Below are 19,693 nucleotides of genomic sequence, written 5' to 3'. Positions count from 1 at the left end.
TGTTAAGGGGCAAATTGTAGTTGGCTATAATGTGAGCGGAGCGAAACAGCCAACTGTTATTTGTCCCGCTTGAACAGCTTGTTAAGTGGCTGATACTCTTGACTTTACAGAGTCAAAATTTTCAACGCTAGTGTTAATTTTACTACCTAAATATATTATAACTTCTCTTGCTCCTGAACCCGCAGCAAGCTCCCGAAGTACACGGTCTTCTATAGAAGTTAAACCACCCTCAACTTTTTCAAGTTGGTGCATAATGATTCTTGGTGCAGGTCGAATTCTCGATTTATGGATTTGATATATTCCATGTTGAAGAATTTTCTCTGCAAGCATAAAGTCTGCAACAAATGATCTAGGGTGCTTAAATGGGTTACTTACTTTGATATTGCTTGCATTTTCTCGTTTTGCTTCTGTTCCGATAGCCTTTACAATTTCACCTTTTTTGGTGTTTTCTACAGCAATATATGGCTCTTCTTCAAACTTTATATCTGACGAAAAAACCTTAATTGAAATTTTATTTTCACTTAACTCAACAAGTAAATCATTCGAGAAAAGACTTCTAAGATATGTGAACAATACTCTCGGCCTCCGAGCCACTTAACGCCCAAATAACAGGCTAAAAATTGTGGGCTAAAATGGAGCGGAGCGAACAGCCCACTGTTTTTAGTCCTTGTTGATTTTCTTGTTAGCAGTACTTTAACTCCGTACCGCAGTTACAGTTATTTCTATTAATACATCACCTTCAAGGTTTACACCTAAACAGGCTCTTTGAGGCCAATGCTCAGGATTTTGACCAAACCAATTTTTCCAAACTGAATCCATTAGTGTTTTTTCAGCCATATCAGCAATATATACTTGAGCCGAAACAATTCTAGTTTTGTCTGAGCCTAGCTCGACTAAATTAGCTTGAATAGTGTCTAAGGTAAGTTTTGTTTGTTCCTCAATACCCACTGAAGTATCAGAGGATGTAGCAACAGTCCAAACTAGATCTTTATATGCTGATGATTTATTACGGCCATCATAAATTCCACTTTTTCTCTCAATCATCAACGATACTCTTCTGTACTGCTAACAGCTTATTATATAGCTGCTCGATAATGTTCCTGTTAAAATTCAACTTAGTAGCAAGGGTACCAAGCCAACCGACTGTTTAGTAAAGATAAAAAGAAAATTTAACACCTGTTTTATTAATATCAAGCCCGCAAAAGTGAGCGCTTTGATGTAGAGGTCTCTACAACCTTTTATCAATAACTTTAGATTCAACAACTTATCAAAAAACTAGAAGTTTATCGAGCATAAAGTACGCGATTTTGGCTCACTTTGCTCGCGAATCATCTGCGTACATTTATAACTGTGTATTTATCTAGTACTTTAAAGTCAGATATAGTGCGCAATAGATTAGAAAATATAAGGTGATATTTTCGCGAAGCGCCACGACTTTGATTTTTCAAAATAATAAAACAGACTTTGGGCACCAACTCGTTATAACTACAAACGAAGTTTAAAGCTGGATGATTCTCCGTTGGAAATTTTTCGCCGTCTTGTCAATAAAGAATGAAAATTTCGCCGGGGATGCTGGGACTATGGTTTATAAAGAATCAAGAGGGGTGAGCAGTTTCACCCTTCTTGCTCTGGTGTGGGCGAAGCGCCACGACGTTAATCCAAACGGAGTTTGGAAATCCTGTGTGAAATCCATATGTCTAAACCTAATATTAACTAAGCGTCACGACGTTGATTTTTCTTCCAATTTTAAACAAACTTTGGGACATAAAATTGTTACGACCACCAACCTTATACTTCATTTATATTGGATCTTTTTCAGTAGTCCATTAATTCAATTTAACTAATTGCCTGCCGCAGGCTTATGTGCAAGCACGACTGTGACACGCTACAAGTTCGTCCCTGAAAGCTCGGCCATGACGTCCATGTCATGGACGGTCACAGCCTTGCTTACACTGGGATTATTTTCTCTTCGATTTGACTGCATTCGTGGCAATTTAAAGAGCTAGAAAGCTCAATTTGAATTGAGGACGTTGAAGGAAATCGCGTGAGCCTGACAGGACGTCAGGCTAGCTTTCGCGGTGCATGGATGCACCATCGGAAGCGTTAGCATTTTCGAAGAAGTCTGAAGCTGTCTACAAACGAAGTTAAAAGCTGGATCAAACCCCATCGAAAATCATGCGTTTTCCAGCATTTTTCGTTAGGGGCGCTGAGGGTTTGTTAAGGGGAACAAGCGCTTTCCCCCTTGACTCTGGTGTGGGCGAAGCGCCACGACGTTAATCCAAACGGAGTTTGGAGATCCAGTGTGAAATCCCTATGCCTAAAGCTGATATTAACTAAGCAACAGGATGTTGATTTACCAAATAATGGCTTAGTGAATATCCCAAATGGCACAGAATGACGCGCTTTAGTAACTAAACCGCTACTAGGTTCTCCCCTGATAGTGATAAAATCTTAGTATCAGAATTAACGAGACACTCTATGTTTATCCATCATGTTAACGGCATCGACTGGCTGGTGATTACCGCTTTTGAAGAACTGAAAACGATGTTTATTGAAGAAGCAGGCGCTATCCCATCTTGTTTCTCAAGCGCCAGCGAATTGAGCCTGATTGATCAAGCCAAGCGCAGTTATGGATATTTGCCTACATTCAGCGGCGTAATCACTGACACGGGAACCTTTCAAAGTCAGAATAACGAAGAGGATTTGAACCCACAGCTTGCCTGCATAGTTGAAGGGCGTGGTCGGGTGTTTATCTATCACGGCGGCTATGTTGCTTTTGTGGATGACGAACACACGGTTATTACCCGAATGGACTAACCATGTGATGCAAACTCAGGGGTAAAGTACTTTTGTTGTAGTTGCTCTACTGTCAGCGGCTTATCGAAGTAATACCCTTGAATGAGGTCACATCGGTATGATTTTAACGTTAAGAACTGCCTTTTTTCTTCAACACCTTCAGCGACAACACTGATGTTGTAAGCTTCACTTATAGCAAAAATTGCTTTTACGAGTGCATTACTTTGCTTACTGCTATTAATATTATTAATAAAGCATCGATCAATTTTGATTTCAGTAATCGGTAGCTCGTTTAAATAACTCAATGATGAGTAGCCAGTGCCAAAGTCATCAAGGGAAATGCCAAACTTTAGTGCCTTTAATTCATTTAAAATTATGGCGGTCATTTTTAGATCTTGAAGCACTAAGTTTTCAGTAATTTCTAATGTAATACGATGAATATCAATACCCACTTCACTGACGATTTGAGTCACTGATTCTACGAAGTTGATATCCACTAATTGCTTAGGTGAGATATTGATTGAGACATTGATTGCACCGTGGCCATTGGGCGATGTTGCTAAGATATCTTCACAGGCTTTACGGAAAATAAATAAGCCAATATCAATAATCAGTCCGGTTCGTTCTGCAAGGTTAATAAACACGTCGGGTGAAATTGAACCAAGCTTTGGGTTATTCCAACGAGCAAGCGCTTCAACGCTTTGTATTTTCACATTGCGGGTATTGATTTGAGGTTGATACAAGACGCTAATTTCATTGTTGTCTAATGCCTCCCTTAGTTGCTCTTCTAGCTGATACTCATAACTGACCTGAGCATCGACTTCTGCATTAAAGAATGTGACTGAGCCGTTTAAATTGGTTTTAGATTTATAAAGTACGATGTCAGCTTTTCGGATCAAGCCTTCAGGATCTTGGCTGTCTGAGGGATACATACTAATACCGATACTGCACTTAATCATATGTTCAGTGTTATTTACCGTATAGGCTTTATTTAAGATCGTTTGTATTAGCGCAATTTTTTGATGCACTTGTTGGTTGTTATCTAAGTTAGGAAAGCAAAATGCAAACTCATCGCCACCAAACCGTGCCAAGGTATCGATAGGTTCAATTGATTGCGCTAGGGCTTGGCTTAATTTTTTAAGTAATTCATCTCCTGATGATTGGCCATAAATATCATTAACCTTTTTGAAGTTATCAATATCAATCAGCACCAGCGCGAGCTTTTTATGGTGTTTTTTAGCAGATTTAAGATCTTGGTTAATCTTGTCTAATAAACACATTCGATTAGGAAGCCCAGTTAATGCATCATGCATTGCCATATGTTTCATGGTGGCTTTTGAGTTGGCTAACTTAGTAAAATCCTTTTCGATACGGTGTTTAAACTTTTTGAATCGATTCGCAATAAGGTTACTTGCAAATAAACAGCCTCCCACCATAAGAAAAGTGGAGATGATGCTTAATGTCAGTACCTTCATTAATTTCTCGTGGTTATTGAGCAACAAGGCTTCTTGCTTGCTCATAAGGTAAGTTTCAAAGTCATGGGAATTGAAGTGAGAGCCAACAACCCAGCCCCATGGTTCAAACAGTTTGGCATAAGTGATTTCTACTGGGGTTAATGCAAACTCTGTTTGGCTCGATAAATCAAACTCCACTAAGTTACCTTCAGTGGTTACTTGGGAAAGTAGCTGTTTCACCATTTGTTGCGTTGTATCTTCATGGCGCTCAATAAAAGCATGCTCGTTATGCGTGATAGGGTTAGCGAGTGAGTGACCTTGTTTGTCAATGACAAACAGGCGTTGATGATTACCGTAGTCGTATTCAGAAATCCAATTCAGTAAGGTTGCCTTTACATCATTTTCAACATCGGCGACATACTCTCCAGTGCCGATAAACCAATTAAATGGGGTAAATTGTTTACCAAAGCCGACTTTTTCGAATTCTTGTGTGGCTGGGTACCCCGGTTTTTGGTACCACCAATGATAAAAGGCTTCACCTTGTTGGCGTTTTATTTTATTGATGTGCTCTTGCAGGATGAAAGTGCCGCGTAAATCTTGGGCATCCCATACTGAGGTGCCTTCCAGATGGGGCTTTAATCCATGCAGGATATTATTGCCCTGCATGTCAAAAATGAAAAAATACCCTCTGCCATCATTAAAGCGTATCGGCCTTAACGCATTGATAATCATTTTTATGACGTCTGATTTCGGCTTGTCAGGGTTATTAACGAATATACTTTGCGCGATTGAGTGGGCTTCATCGACCCGTGATTTGGACTGCTGTTTTAGCTGTGATAACACCAAGTTGTTTTTGAATTGAATGACATTGATGACTTGATTTACTTGTTGATTAATCTCTTTTTTCTGGCGTGAAATAACGTCTTCTCGAAGGGATAGGATGCTTTCATTTTCTTTTTGTTGGTTGTCATGAATGATGACCGCATTGATCACTATCATAAAAAAGCATACCGTTAGCGCAGGGGCATACTTGATTAAGTTAATCAGTTTTTGGTCATTCCATAGCAGCATAATCTTCCTTGAATATCCTTGTATTTCTGTTTTAGCTTAGACTAAACATAGAACAAAACTCAACGCCTCTTATTAAGATAAATAATATCGATATCAATTACTTTGGATTATGTGAGAATCATCAAGCTATTGATGGTATTTAATGAGGCTTGGTTGCTTTTTCATCAAGGTTAAGTGCTGAGTTAACATGCCCCATGATATTTCGATAAGTGTCGACCCACAGGATGTCTCGGTTATCGCTCAAATACTGCAGTAATTCATTGTGAGCTTGATTGCTGACGCTTAAGTAATCTTCTTCAATGCCGTGAAATAATATGTTGGCAATGCCCCCTTGTTGCAGGGCTTGCTTGACAAAATTAATCAAGGTTTCGCCATCTACATTTTCAGGCATTAATAGCAAATTGAACTTTGGAGCCAGTTGTGGATTGTAACCTTTTATTGCGACAAAGTTTTCACGTATGGCATCAATATAATTACCATCTGCGGCATAAAAATCACCGCATGGCGGCGTAAAAGTACGCTCAGTTTGTTGGTCTATGGCTTCAAGGAAGGTATTGGCGGTTTCGATTTCTTGCTGCATTTGTGCGACGGTTTTAGTATCAAGATTATTGTGAGGCTCGACCCACTCACGTCCTTCAATACTTTTACTGCAGGCATGGAATAAGGTGTGGTTGCCCAGTTCGTGGCCATCAGCGGCAATATCACGCCATCGCGCTAGGGCGGTTTGGGTACCAGAATTAGATAGCGTGAGATAAAAAGAGGCTTTAAAACCATGCTTATTTAACGCTGGAATCGCGTAGTCTAATTGGCTGAGTAAAGCATCATCATAGGATAAGCTTACCGCAGCTTGATAATGATAAGGCCAGTTAATATTCGTTTGGCTTGTAGTCGCTTGGTTTGTTGCAGCATATGCAGTGCTAGTGATTTGGAAGCTCGATAACACCAAAAGGGTGATGGCTGATGCAAGATATTGGCGCAACATAACTAATCCTTGTACTTGTAATGCTGTATTGAATTGCTTTTCCAGCTTATAGACATCAAGTTTCAACACCACTGACTGAAGCGGCTCATTAAGAAAAAAGCTGGTTTGGTCTTAGTCGTCAGCGTGAACGTGTTTATAAAGTAACAATGCCAGCCATGAAAGCAATCAAATTTATGGCATGGGGCTATTCATGTAATGAATGGTGCTTAGAGATATAAATAAATGATGCGCAGTGAACACAATAAAAAGGGGCGTTAATGCAATTATTAACGCCCCTATACGTTTTGTTGAGACTAGTAAAACGCTTAGTTTCTTACAGGTTGACCTGGGTAGATATCTTTTAATACCACAGAGTCATTAACAATGACGGTACCGTTAATCAATACATAAGGAATCCCCGTTGTTGGTAAACCTGCATCGGTTAACGTGGCGTTATCTGTTACGGTTGCAGGGTCAAAAATAGTAATGTCTGCATCTTTGTTCACTTGAATACGGCCTTTATTTTCCATCGCATGCACACCGTTTTCTTGTAAGTATTTCGCAGGCTTGTAACTCATTTTAGAGATAGCGGTCATGAGTGGCATGATGTTTTTCTCACGCACTAAACGTAATACTTTGCCATGAGTTCCCGCAGCTCTAGGGTGACCTTGTAAGCCTTCATAAGGGGTGTCAAACTCAACAGCCATTTGCCCTGTAGCTGCTATGGTTAGCGGCATAGCGTCGCTGCCAACATGAACATTCTCATCAACGAGTGCATCTAGCATGCCTTGTTGAGATATTCCTGCAAAAATCACTGATGCACTTGGGTTGCTCGCCACTAACTCATCGTAACGTTCTTTAGTTAACGGCTTCATGGTTTCCACTTCAATGATATCTTTATACGTTCGCCCCATGTTGGGACCATAGTTATCAGGAACGAGGTAATCTGCACCAACAATGGTTGCACCTTGATAATATGGGTAAACTTCTGCTGAAACTTTTAGACCAGCTTTACGCGCATCTGCAATCATTTTTAATGCTTCAGGTGTTTTCTCTAATGACTGTTGGTGGATATGTTGGATCAGTAAGCCGCCGCCATAAATACCTACATTTGAGATCATTTCTTGGAAGCCTAGAATGCCAGTCGTTGAAGGGTTTTGACTTGAGAATCGACCATGTAAATAGGTTGATGAACCATATTGGGCTGCGGTTTCTTGCCAAGAGATCGTTTCTGCAGAGGTCGTGCCTGCTGACATGTAACCGACAGGGACACCAACACCAATGGCACCTTGCCCCATTTCTTGGGCGACCTTGTTATTAATTTTTTCTATTTGCTCTTTGTTAGGCAAAAATGTTGCTACTTCCAATGTCGCATGAGAATGCTCATGTTCGTGTTGTTCAAATAAGTCGGTGACCAGTGACCCTGTTCGCGAGTTATAATCAGGGTTCACAATTGACTCTCTAATTCCTGCTGGTGATACCGATGTACCATAGTTGGTTATCGATTTTCCTTCAAGGCGATCGTAGAAAGCATTAACAGGGTAAGAACCCACCTCTAAATCTAACGGGGTCGTCACACCATCACGTAAGTGTAATTTTTGGCCAAATGGAATGTTTGATACATGAGAGTGAGTGTCAATAAACCCTGGCGCAACCACTAAACCTTTGGCATTGATTGATTGTTTACCCTCGATGATGTCTTTGGTAATGCTTAAAATTTTACCATCTTTAATGCCAATATTGGCGACTTGATCAAAACCTGTTTCAGGATCCATCACGCGTCCTTCGTTGATGACAATATCAAAGTCTTGTGCTTGAACTTGACCACCAATGAGTGCCATTGCGATAACCAATGGAGTGATTTTGCTGACTTTTTTCATGATTATTCCTCGAGTTAGAAAGATGAACATTAAATCCATCGTATTCAGGCAGTGTGTTTGCCTGTTGAATGACGAGTAATTTACTGGCTAACTGCAAAAAAGTGATATCTCTTAGGGAGGATTTAATCATCACCTTGGAGGGGGGACTGCCCCCTTTTGTGTACCTTTTGTGTAATAGAAAGGCTTTATTCCCAAGTGGCGGGTTTTTTGGTGCATGTTTTATCTGCATTGAAACCTGTGGTGATGAAATTGTCATCGCTTGGCGATTATCTGGATTAAGAAGTGATTTGACTATCTCGGTTTACACCAATACCGAAGATGGCACTAATGAAACGATCGACCTTAGCAACACTTTTATTGAGCTCACTAATGTTTACTGGCACTTATTCCTCGGCAATCGTTGCCGAAAAAAAACCTGAACATGCCCCTTCTGATTTAACCAAAGCAACGACATCTGGCTACGCCGCGATGAGCAATAAAGGGGACTTGAAGGTGTCAATTTCTGGTTCGTTTAGTGTCAGTCCCATCCAAGAAGGAATGCTGACGCTTGAAGGGACGATGAACAATGAAGGTGAGTATAGCGACAGTCGTTTACAATACTTTCATGTGTTTGACTTAGAAAGTACAGCCGTACCTAAGGTCGCGATGTCATTGGATATGATTAACAATGATGCTTTTACCACGGCGGCTGCTCACGATGTATGTGCGTTTATTCCGTGTTTTTTATGACGAGCATGTTTTCAGTAAAGGATTGCTATTGAACCTGCTGGCCTAACGATATGTATCGATCAAACGCCTCTTTTATCGACTTTTTCACTTCAATGATGGGCTTTGTTTTTAAACTCCACAAAGCCAGTGGGACGTAATAGTCATCGCTAATTTGCGGACATTGTATTTGCAGTAGCTCATTGGTGGCGTTGGCATGGTCTTGATGTTTTGGGAGTAAGGTCCAGCCTAAATTATCGTTGACTAATTTGATGGCGAGCGACAATTGATCCACAACATCATAATGGGGTGACAAGGTGATTTTTTTTGCCATATTTTCATCTAAAAAAGATTTTAGAATAATTTGTCTTGATGATTGCAGCGCGGTAAACACTTCATTGCTATCGAGCTTGGCGATATCACTATTGCGATTAACATACGGAGCAAAAGGCATTTGGCCGAGTAAGACATAATCTAAATTACTCATGGCGCTGGCATTCGTGATATTCACAATACCAAAATGAATGGACTCATCTTCAATCCCCGCTCGGATCTCTTGCTGAGTCCGCACTAATAGACGCACCCGCATATTAGGAAAGTCAGAGGTGAGCTGCGCTCTAATCAATGACAAGGCTGTGTGTGGAATAAAGCTGTTATAAGCGATTGTAATTGAATCAAGTTCGCCGTAGGAAAGACTAAGCGCGACTTTATCGAAAGTTTTGACTTGTTCTAAGGCTTGCTTAGCGTAATGGTACAGTAAACTGCCTTCGTGTGTTGGGGTGACATTTCGAGCGCCTCGGTCAAACAAGGTCACTGCTACTTGGTCTTCTAAATTGCTGATCACTTGTCCAACAGTCGTGCGGTGTTTATTGAGTTTGATTGCGGCTTTACTGATGGATTGTTCCTCATAAACAATCACGAAAGCTTGTAGCTGCTCTAGACTAAAATTCATTCACCGCTCCGAGGTTGGTTGCATCAAGCTCTAAATTATTAATATAACTGAAGACTGGATATTATTAGCATAACTGAACTCAAGTTATGTTGCTGTTTGATTTACGCTGTTTTCAATAAAAATGGCTGATGATGCAATGACTGAAGATAGTAATGGCTGAAGAGTGTAATGGGCTGCGTTAGTTTTAAAACGTTGTTGCTTTTTTAGGGCAGATAAAAATAGGGCATAACATGGAAATGTTATGCCCTAAAACCGTGAGCGGTAAAGATGCATTGCAGTATCACGTTATAACTCTGACTCACCATCCATTTTTCTAAACAGCCAGTCTGGTAATTTATGCCAGCTTCCATAATTAGGATTGCTATTGAGTACCTTATCTTGACTTCGCCACTGGATATCCCCGTTTTCTTGTTGGGTTACATGCCAAAAAAGCGTGGCTTTTTGTTGTAAAAGATATTGGTGTAGATGCTCGGCAAACTCAGTGCTGTGAACGAACAAGCCAAACTCTATGTTTAAGAAATCTGAGCGTGGATCAAAGTTTGATGACCCCACATAAGAGACATGATTATCTAGAATAATTGTCTTGTTATGGTAGTAAGTATCACCATGGTAAAAATGATCGTCATTTTTGGCCGTGTCTTTATATTCATAAATATCGACACCCATATCCAATAAGGTTTGACGGTGCTTTTCATAATATGCCGGGATAAATAGCGAATCATTTGACGCTGACGAGTTGGTCACTAACGTGACTTTTGATGCTTGGGCTGTCAGGTTTGCAATGACCGTAAACTCGTTATCTGTCGGCACAATGTAAGGGGTTGAAATAACGACATCCTTGGCTTGTTGTAACTCTTCACTGACCGTCATTTCAGCTCGTGTTCTGAAGTAAGGTAAACGGTCATGCATTTTTTGCAGTGAATCGAAAACAGGTGACACTGTCACATCAATAAACGCTGGATTTGTCATATTATTAATTGTTAATTCAATATCTTGTGTTATTTTTGGGTGCTTTTTTTGGGCTTTAGCTAAGGCTTTAGAAAAGTGGCGTGTGTCGCTAATATCCGTATTCACCTTAATTAATTCACTCACAGGGACAACAAAGTCACTTTGCCATTGCTGTTCATAATTGGTTGCAAATGGCGCAATAATATCGCCAGTGAACAGCACATCTAAGTCGAAAAAGTTAGCCTCTTTACTGTAACCAAAATACTCGTCGCCAATGTTTCTACCGCCGAGGATCATTTGCTGATGATCGACGTTAAAATACTTTTCATGCAAACGATTATCTAGCACTTCTTGATGGATTTGGAAATCAAAAGCACGGCCAACCCAGCCCATTTTTCGCGAGTTAAATGGGTTAAAAATCTTGATTTGGACATTAGGGTGCTTGTCGACATCCGCCAGCCATTTTTCATTAAAAACCAGTAAGTCATCTAAGGTTAGCCTGACCTTTACGCCACGGTCAGCTGCGAGTTTGAGCTCATTCAATAAGGTGAGGCCTAAGGTATCGCCATTCCACGAAAAATAGGTCATATCGATGCTTGATTGTGCTTTTCTGACTAAATCAATTCGACGGGCAAAGGCTTCATTTGCCGCTGGAATTAAGTAAGCCTGTGCTTGGTAATTACGTTTAACAAAGTGAGCTTCAAAATCTTCAGGTACGCTAGGGTTTGGGGTTGCGCAACCCGTTATGAGCAGTACGCAACACGCTAATGACCAAAGTGTGAATGCTTTATAAAACGGGGAGAAAAACATAAGATATCCGTTACAGTTAACTATTAAAGTCGTAAAAAAGGCCAGCGAACTGGCCTAATAAGAATCTTGCTTACCTGCGGTGATAAAGGGATATTTACAGATAACCTAGAATGAGATCTAAATCTTCAAGCCCTTGAAGGCGACCTTGTCTTAATTCAGGATCTTGACCTGGTTGCTGGCTATCCCAGTCTGATTTGAAAGTATCGATACCATCTTCATCAATGATCAAGACGCTATCATTGTTGTATTGGTAATTTTCGAATAGTGCGTCGCTAAACCAAAGACGAGACATTTTATCCATTAACGCTTGGTCTTTACTGCTAACTGATGCCGCAGAACCATCGAGTTTTAGTGGTTTGTTAAATACAAATGGCAGTTCTGAACCATTACATGCACCACTGATACAGCTGATAGTTTTAATCACATCACCAATGTCGACAGTGCCATCTTCACCTTCAGTGTTATAAGTCCATACGTTGAAACTTGCATGGTAACCAAACTGGTAAAAAGTGGCGTCTACGTTATTTTCTTGAGTCTCACGTGCTTGTTTACGTGAAGGGCCTGCAAACAGCATGTCATTTAACATCATTCTAAATTGCGTCATGTTAGCTATTGCGCCCGATAACTCACCTTCATTGTTTGGATAAAAGTCGGTTAAATCGAGTAACGCATTGGTGGTATCACCGTTGCCAAGGCCAAAGTAAAATTTAACAATGGCTTCGTAAGCTGTGCTCGGTAAAATATCACCTAACTCCACTTGCGCTTTAATGTCATCAGCGGTTAATTGGGCAATCTCTTGCTCAACTAACGCCATGTTTTTCTCATCAGCAAGCCAAGTCAGCATATTCTGATTAATGTCACCTTGCTCAATGAGTTCAGGCTCTAATTCACTGATTAAATTGATAATCGTTGGAATTAAAAATGTTAAACTTGGCAGCATACCCATGGTATTTGCTTCATCAGTATTGTTACCAATAACAGTTGGTACGGTAAAATGATCCAATGATGGCTGAGTCGTTAAGTGGTAGCCTTTAATGGTTGAACCAAACGTTGGCTTGTAATATTCAACGTATGGTGCAAATGGCATTAGATTAGCCATTGGGCTGGCTTCACCTGATATTTTGCTGGTTAAGCATATTCCGCTACCCACAAGATTATCCAGATCAACACAGCTAAGCCCTGTCCAATCACCGATACGACCAATTGGTGAGTTCACTTTAGCCTGAAGTGTCATTAGCTGTTCTAAAGGCATCTCCGCTAAACTTAACTCACTGAGTTCTTGCATTTCAGCGCGGGTGTCTTCAATTCTAGTGGCAAAGCTTTTAGCCTGATTGTAAGTGCGATAATCAAATCCAGCAGGGTTACTTTGCATAATTGCACGAGTAAAGTACTCGCCAGCCATAGGCTCTTCAGTTGCTTCTTGTTGTAAAATGCCTACCGACATTGCACCAGCGCCTTGACCGATTAGGGTGATGTTTTCAATATCACCGCCAAAGTCAGCAATATTGTTATTGACCCACTCTAATGCACGCTTTTGATCGCCAAGGCCATAGTTGCCGCCTTGATTATCTTTAAGCCAGTGACTGCCTAACATCCCTAAGCGGTAGTTAAGGGTAATCGCAATAAAAGGGTTACCTTCAGCTGCGCCTTGAGCAACGACAGTATCACCATGAATCAAAGGTTCAGAGCCTGCGCCGTATTCAAAATCACCGCCATGAATAAATACATAAACCGGTAAAACGACATCCGTTGACAGATCTGCAGGGCGCCAAATGTTTAAATTTAAGCAATCTTCTGACTGTGGTTGTGATGTTGTTTTAAGTTGAGGACAAGCAAAACCAAAGTCTTGAGCGTCAACTTCTTCACTCATATCCAATACGCCACTGTGATCAAAACGCTCAGCTGTTGCGTAAGTGATGCCTTTAAACGTTTCGATACTGGCTAGTGTTTCTTCACCGTCTGGTGATGTCACTACGTGAGATTCTTTTAATGCTTTTACATTGCTATTACCGACTTCTATTGTCACTTTTTCTGTCGGTAATGGTGATAATTCTGGTGGTAGCGTCGGGGTGGTTTCGTTGTTATCGTCACTGCTCCCGCATGCAGCTAATGTCAGCGTGATTGAAACCGCAAGTATTGTTTTATTAAATAACGTCATCTTCGTATCCTGTATTGGGCATTGCCCTTGTTAACGCAGCCGCTGTTCGCCTTGTCTGGCTTACTCTTTTTTGTTTAAGTTTGTTGGCTGCGTTGTCAATGAATGTGGTTGTATATTAATTGCTCAACCCCTACATGCGTAATCGCTTATGTAGGATGAAGTCCACATGATGTAACGTGGCTTTCGTTTCTGAGTTTTCGTTCGTTTTTTATTGTGAGCACTTAGCTGTGATTGTTTAGCTAGCTTGATTAACGCTAGCTAAACGATTAGCCCAATTAACACAACAAAATCGAACGTCGAGTTACTGGCAATGAATAAAGCGAGTAACGGTGAACACGTTAGAAATGGTAACCAAAGTTCAGTGTCACTGAGTTGCGAGTTTCACCTTTGTTATAAAGCACACTTAAATTGTAGTTTTTACCAAATTGCTTATTAAATCCGACTAGGTAAGCCCATTTTTCTAGGTCGACACCGACGTTATAGAAAAACTCTTCTCCGCCCAATTCAACACCTGCAATAGACCCTTCCATATTCGGCTTTAGACCTTGATATTCGGCACCTATAAAAAACTGGGTTCGGTATTCTGCTAACTGGTAGCCCAACATAGGTTGTACTGTTAAGATGCCGTCACCCCATTTACCAGTGCCAACCATTCTTGTTTTTGAGTAACTACCTGTAACAGATGCGAAAAACTGTTTGTAACCGACAGATAAGGTTGTACCAATCCCCATCAAGTCGTATTCGAGATGTAGTGGCACGCTTAAAGTGCCAGATTGACATAACGCCGATAACTCATTACAAAAAGCGTTACCTAAACCAGGTAATTTATTGTTAAGTTTTTCTTGTAACTGCAGGCCAATTTCGCCTGTGTACTCAGCATCAACTTTGGCATCAACGTTGATTTTTCCGAAATATCCAAACACGTTCCAAAATGGCAAGATGTTGACATCACCGCGTAAACTCAAGCTTTCAGCGTTAACTTGTGCCACCGATTTAAATGGGTCGAAAAGGTCATTTAAATTCGCTCCCATAATGTCAAAATCACTGAAACCAAAATTCATATCTTGATTACGGTAGGCAACCGAAATACCAAATGGCAGCGGCACATCAATACCTTGGCGACGTACCATGTCACCCATTAATGGAAATACTCGGTCTAATTTAACGCTTTCTTCGTTGAAGCGAGGGTTAGATACTTGTGATAGTCGCTTTTCGTTTATCACACTTTCGCCATAAACATCGTCGTAAAAAGCCACAGGCTCAGTTAACGTAGTGACATTGACTGGTATGTCTTTTTTATTGACGCCCGTTGCCTCAATACGCTTATTTTTAATCTTGACAGAACCGTCTGCCTGAGTCGTAAAGTTCACCACTTGCTGGTAGTCATCAATACGGAACTCTTGATATGTAATTGGACGATTGTTCTTGATGATCATTTTTATTGGTTGGTTATTCTCAACCGTGATTTTGACTCGCATAAAACGAAAGTATGCGATGTCTTGCGGCAAGCCATATTTTGAATAGTTAAACGCAATTTCTACTTGGCCGTTATCCAGTTCTGTAGCGGTAACCGACGATGGATCATAGCTTTGTGCATAATTACGTAAGCGATATTCAATCCTTGTATTGGCTTCAATTTCATTGATGATGTCTTCATTTTCATCAAGTTTGGCAGGGTCATATTTGATTCTAAGGTCGATGTTGCCCTTTTCATCGGTACTTTGAATAAGAAAGACTTCAGAGGTGCGCTCTTCGTCACCAACAGTGGTAGTTCGGTTTACATGCTCAACTAAGTGCTCGCCTTGAACTAACGAGTTAAGGCCTAATTTTGGTAAATCATCAGCAATACCATATTTGGCAAAAATAGCCTTACCTGAGAGGTTAACTTGCTGTTGTTCTGATTCTGTAATGCTCAGCTCTTCGGCATTCAGTTTCAATGGGATATTTAGTGCTAATGCACCAAAGCCAATTGATAAAATGTGTTTCGGGACGGATGTCATCCAGTTTTTTGCAAAATTCATTTAGTTGCTGCTCCTACTGAACCACAAAACTATGTGTATTCAATCGTTATTGATGTCAACTAACCGTTCATTTGTTAGTCGTGAATCTCATACAAACCTCGCTAAAAAGGCAGCAGTCTTTTTTGTGCCGCTAGCGCTTTTTGCATTGATGAAACTGTGTTGGCGAGCATTCTAGGGAGAAAGATTAAATTTAGTTAATCGCGTTTGTAGGACGAAACCCTCGGTTTGTTTTTTATACAAACTGATTGATAAATGACGAAACACAAACTGTTGAATGGGTTACTTGAGAGAAGGAATGAATTCCGTTTGCAGCTAGGAGTTAAGTGCTGAGGAAATGGCGTTGAGAATGGAATTAGGGAAGTGATGCATTTTCCATTGAGTCATTGGGGCTGTAACACGAAACGCTAGAGACTTGGTCAATACAGGATGAGGGTTTGATCCTTCATATGTGATTCTGCTTAGGTCATTTCAGTCTCTATAATGCGTCAAATCAACCTGCTAACCTTAGGTGTTTCACTATAAAGTTACTGATTTAAAAGCTTTTTATAATAAGTGGTGTGTAGGTGTGACAAAGTGGATTTACCCCATTAAGCGTTATTTTCTGTGTTGTAGCCACAAACGGCGGACCAACAGAAGAGAAGGCTTGTTGCAATAAACAGAACATATAGAGAGAAGCAATGAATCACGTTAAACAGATACCAGCCATTTTATTATTGATGCTTATCGCTGGCTGTAGCACCACACATACTTTGGATCTTCGAGTTCCTGAACAGGGTTATGAGCAAGCGACCGTTGACGGTGAAGCAAAATCACCTAATGCAGAGCCGCTGCGCTTTTGGGCTGGGGAACCATCCACTTTTTTATATTCTGATTTAACAAAATCCACCCCGTTAACTGTTCAGGGCGATGCGTTAAACATTTTAGTGTTATCAGGAGGCGGGGCAAATGGTGCCTTTGGCACTGGTATCGTCAATGGATTGTATGAGCAAAATAAACTTGACCAATACTCTATTGTTACTGGTGTGAGTGCTGGAGCGTTAATCGCGCCGTTTGCATTTTTAGGTGGCGATGAAATTCCACGATTAAAACAGGTCATGTTAGGAGTTAATGATAAAGACATTATCGGAAAACGGAACTTTTTAAATACGCTTTTTAAAGATTCATTTTCTAAAGGCGATAACATGATTGACTTTATTGCTGAGGTATATAGTCAAGAAATGATTGAACAGATAGCCAAGCAACATCAAGCTGGACGTCGACTATTTATCGGTACAACTCAATTTGATTCAGGCCGTTTATCAATATGGAATATTGGTGAGATTGCCAATAGTGATATGGATAATAAAGTTAAATTTATTCAACAGCTTATAGCGGCTAGTTCATCGATTCCTGGTGTGTTCCCTCCGCAATTTATCAAGGTCGACTATCAGGGTGAAGAATATGAAGAGCTACATGTTGATGGTGGATTATCAGCGCAAATGTTTTTTGAGCCAGTGTCAACTGACTATGAAAAGGTGTCAAAAATATTGGGTTTAGAAAAACAACCATACATTCATGTTATCCGTAACGGCATGTTTCATATGCCCTATGAAGCAACACCTGATAAAGGTATGGCGTTATTAACTCGCAGCATCAAGAGTTTAACAGTGCTGCAAAGCCGTGGTGATTTATACAAAATGCTTTATGACAGTGAGCGACAACAAATCGACTTAAGCTTCACTTATATTAGTAACGATTTTGATGCGCCAAAGGGCACTAAAGATATGTTTGATGCTGAGTATATGCAAGCGCTTTACAATTATGGTTATAACAAAGCCGTAAATGATCAGGTTTGGTCTAAACAATTACCTTAATAGAAACGGGTTTTAAGCCAATTAACAATACTCAGTTTAACCATAAAAATACGAGATAAATCGACTTTTCATTACCAACCCTAATCGTTGATTACAGCTTTACCTGTCCATGTGTTGTGGCACAAGGTGTAGCAAATTTGCGTCAAAGCACTTTTGGTAATCAATGCACGGAAGCAGCTTGTTAGCCGGACATCTTGTCCGGCTTTTTTTTAACTAAAACAGGGTTGCGCAAGCAAGGTATCTGCAGCTGTGATTCCCATTTGATATCCTGCCTCTAAAACCGCTTTATCAGTGGTTAATCTACCGACGTTAAAATCATCTGGCGGGGCGATAATATGGATTTTGCAGTCTGCTGGTGGCTGCATGATAAAGTCGATGGCTTGGTTATAATTGGTTGCACGGTTCACCATAGCTTCTGCAAGTTTAGGGTGTCGTTTGAGAGTTTTAGTGATTAGCCAAGGTATTTTGGGCGCCTTTTTGCGATAACCTAATGGTCTAGATAATACTACTGTGATCTCTTTGGCGCCCATTTCGTAGGCTTTAATAACAGGTATTGAATCGGCAATGCCGCCATCTGTCATAGGAGCACCTTGATAAGTAGGAAAGTCTCGATAAGCGATAGGCACTGAACAGGATGCTTTTAAAATCTGTTCGAGATTGTCTTCAGTGCTTTTTATATAAACCGCTTCACCTGTATTGATGTTGGTTGTGACCACAAATAAAGGGATCGGCTGCTGCACAAACGCTGCCATATCGTAATAGCATTCTTTTGCCAAAATATCCCATAACCAGTCAAGCTCAAGCCAATGACCACCACGAATAAAACGACCAAAATCAATAAATTCAGGCAGGCATGAATAATGGGTAATGATACGGTAATTGCGCTGCTTTTGATGAGATAACCAAGAGGCTAAATTTGTTGAACCAGCTGACACGCCGATACAAAAGTCGAAAGGACGATATTGTTGTTCAATAAATCTGTCTAACACGCCAGAGGCAAAGATCCCTCTCATTGCGCCGCCTTCTACTACAAGGGCGTGTTGATTTTTCGTGGTGGTATATGCATCCATTGCGGTTTCTTTATCGCTCAATGCGATTATCTGATTCGAGTGATGTCATTATCTTAATGTTGATAGAGTAAAGACTCAATATTTGTCATGAGATCCGCTAATGATAGCGTCAATTATTATGGAATAATAAGTCCATAATGTTTGGTGCTGGTGGCTATGTCGAAATTAGCCATTTTTAACTAGTATTACTGCAACAAGATTTTAAGCGACTTTATTCATGGGGATGGCAATAACATTCTCTTGATTCATTTTTGTCTCTTGATTCATTTTTTGACATTGCTTATTGAGGAAATACTTTATGTCTCATCAAATTATTACAGATCTTAACAGCCGCTATACAGCTAAAAAATATGATGCTTCTAAACGGATTTCTGCAGAAAATATGTCAGTACTTAAAGAGGCGATGCGTTTATCTGCTTCTTCGATTAATTCGCAGCCTTGGAAATTTATTGTGCTTGAAACGGATGCTGCCAAACAACGTTTCCACGATACTTTTGCAAACATGCATCAGTTTAATCAGCCTCATGCGACTGAAGCATCACACATTATTTTATTTGCTCACAACCCGTATTACACCAAAGATGACTACCGTAAAGTGGTTGACGCAGAAGTGGCATCAGGCCATTTACCGGCAGAAATGTACGACAACATGTTAAATGGTGCTTATGCCTTTGCTGATTTAAATACTGATGAAAGTGGGTTTAACGGCAACTGGACTAAAGCGCAAACATACATTGCGATTGGTAATACACTGCACGTTCTAGCGCGTTTAGGTATTGACTCAACGCCAATGGAAGGGGTCGATCCTGACTTAATTGGCGAGATTTTCAAAGAAGAATTAGCAGGTTATGTATGTCAATTTGCATTAGCGATTGGTTACCATAAAGGTGGTGAAGATTATAACCACGGTAAACCTAAAGCTCGTTTACCTGAAGCTGATGTGATTACTGTTTTATAATCGCATTGGTTTACTAAAAAAGCTCAAGCAAATGCTTGAGCTTTTTTGTTTTCGTC

The 19,693-nt window shown here is 40.4% G+C and carries 14 protein-coding genes; 4 read left to right on the top strand and 10 right to left on the bottom strand.

The genetic code is table 11. From position 1 onward, the window contains the following. Nucleotides 1-81: 81 nt before the first annotated feature. Both J8L86_RS17210 and J8L86_RS17205 read right to left on the bottom strand, forming a co-directional pair. On the bottom strand, nt 82-573 hold the full coding sequence (locus J8L86_RS17210; protein WP_247663492.1) for a rod shape-determining protein: 492 nt from the start codon (nt 571-573) through the stop codon (nt 82-84). 120 nt (nt 574-693) lie between these two features. Further along, nucleotides 694-1,044: a RidA family protein gene (locus J8L86_RS17205; protein ID WP_065108903.1), complete on the bottom strand. Its 351-nt coding sequence runs from the start codon at nt 1,042-1,044 to the stop codon at nt 694-696. A 1,434-nt stretch (nt 1,045-2,478) separates the two neighbouring features. Between J8L86_RS17205 and J8L86_RS17200 the strand changes: the two genes are divergently transcribed. Beyond that, nucleotides 2,479-2,817, top strand: a complete 339-nt coding sequence (locus tag J8L86_RS17200; RefSeq protein WP_211031123.1) for a cytosolic protein — start codon at nt 2,479-2,481, stop codon at nt 2,815-2,817. On the opposite strand, the gene J8L86_RS17195 is transcribed toward J8L86_RS17200, so the two are convergent. The 3 genes from J8L86_RS17195 to J8L86_RS17185 all read right to left on the bottom strand — a co-directional run bounded on the left by J8L86_RS17195 (nt 2,814) and on the right by J8L86_RS17185 (nt 8,162). Further along, entirely contained in the window at nt 2,814-5,321 is a 2,508-nt protein-coding gene (locus J8L86_RS17195) for a cache domain-containing protein (protein WP_211031122.1), read from the bottom strand. The two genes, J8L86_RS17200 and J8L86_RS17195, sit on opposite strands and share 4 nt — an antisense overlap. A 139-nt stretch (nt 5,322-5,460) precedes the next feature. Further along, complete coding sequence (locus tag J8L86_RS17190; protein WP_211031121.1) at nt 5,461-6,303, bottom strand: polysaccharide deacetylase family protein; 843 nt, start codon at nt 6,301-6,303, stop codon at nt 5,461-5,463. A 305-nt stretch (nt 6,304-6,608) separates the two neighbouring features. Next, nucleotides 6,609-8,162 carry an amidohydrolase family protein gene (locus J8L86_RS17185; protein WP_211031120.1) on the bottom strand — a complete coding sequence of 518 codons (1,554 nt, stop codon included), beginning with the start codon at nt 8,160-8,162 and terminating at the stop codon, nt 6,609-6,611. 327 nt (nt 8,163-8,489) lie between these two features. Between J8L86_RS17185 and J8L86_RS17180 the strand changes: the two genes are divergently transcribed. Beyond that, a complete protein-coding gene (locus tag J8L86_RS17180) occupies nt 8,490-8,891 on the top strand; it encodes a hypothetical protein (protein ID WP_211031119.1) in 402 nt (133 codons plus the stop codon). 25 nt (nt 8,892-8,916) lie between these two features. On the opposite strand, the gene J8L86_RS17175 is transcribed toward J8L86_RS17180, so the two are convergent. The 4 genes from J8L86_RS17175 to J8L86_RS17160 all read right to left on the bottom strand — a co-directional run bounded on the left by J8L86_RS17175 (nt 8,917) and on the right by J8L86_RS17160 (nt 15,756). After that, the gene (locus J8L86_RS17175) at nt 8,917-9,819 is read right to left on the bottom strand and encodes a LysR family transcriptional regulator (protein ID WP_211031118.1); all 903 of its coding nucleotides are present in this window, start codon (nt 9,817-9,819) and stop codon (nt 8,917-8,919) included. Nucleotides 9,820-10,104: 285 nt separating this feature from the next. Continuing rightward, nucleotides 10,105-11,577, bottom strand: coding sequence for a phospholipase D family protein (locus J8L86_RS17170; protein ID WP_065109940.1), 1,473 nt, complete (start codon nt 11,575-11,577; stop codon nt 10,105-10,107). A gap of 94 nt (nt 11,578-11,671) precedes the next feature. Then, nucleotides 11,672-13,735 carry a carboxylesterase family protein gene (locus J8L86_RS17165; RefSeq protein WP_211031117.1) on the bottom strand — a complete coding sequence of 688 codons (2,064 nt, stop codon included), beginning with the start codon at nt 13,733-13,735 and terminating at the stop codon, nt 11,672-11,674. A 338-nt stretch (nt 13,736-14,073) separates the two neighbouring features. Beyond that, complete coding sequence (locus J8L86_RS17160) at nt 14,074-15,756, bottom strand: hypothetical protein (protein WP_065109942.1); 1,683 nt, start codon at nt 15,754-15,756, stop codon at nt 14,074-14,076. Between the two features lie 677 nt (nt 15,757-16,433). Here J8L86_RS17160 and J8L86_RS17155 point away from each other — a divergent pair. Then, entirely contained in the window at nt 16,434-17,609 is a 1,176-nt protein-coding gene (locus J8L86_RS17155; protein ID WP_211031116.1) for a patatin-like phospholipase family protein, read from the top strand. A 209-nt stretch (nt 17,610-17,818) separates the two neighbouring features. Here the strand turns inward: J8L86_RS17155 and J8L86_RS17150 are convergent, their stop codons facing one another. Beyond that, the gene (locus tag J8L86_RS17150; RefSeq protein WP_211031132.1) at nt 17,819-18,679 is read right to left on the bottom strand and encodes a patatin family protein; all 861 of its coding nucleotides are present in this window, start codon (nt 18,677-18,679) and stop codon (nt 17,819-17,821) included. Between the two features lie 298 nt (nt 18,680-18,977). On the opposite strand from J8L86_RS17150, the gene J8L86_RS17145 reads away from it, so the two are divergent. Next, the gene (locus tag J8L86_RS17145; RefSeq protein ID WP_065109945.1) at nt 18,978-19,637 is read left to right on the top strand and encodes a nitroreductase family protein; all 660 of its coding nucleotides are present in this window, start codon (nt 18,978-18,980) and stop codon (nt 19,635-19,637) included. Nucleotides 19,638-19,693: the final 56 nt, after the last annotated feature.

The organism is Shewanella sp. MMG014 (assembly GCF_018100775.1).
GTDB lineage: Bacteria > Pseudomonadota > Gammaproteobacteria > Enterobacterales > Shewanellaceae > Shewanella > Shewanella japonica.
The sequence above is the reverse complement of the archived record's forward strand: the minus strand, read 5'-3'. Positions and strand labels throughout refer to the sequence as shown.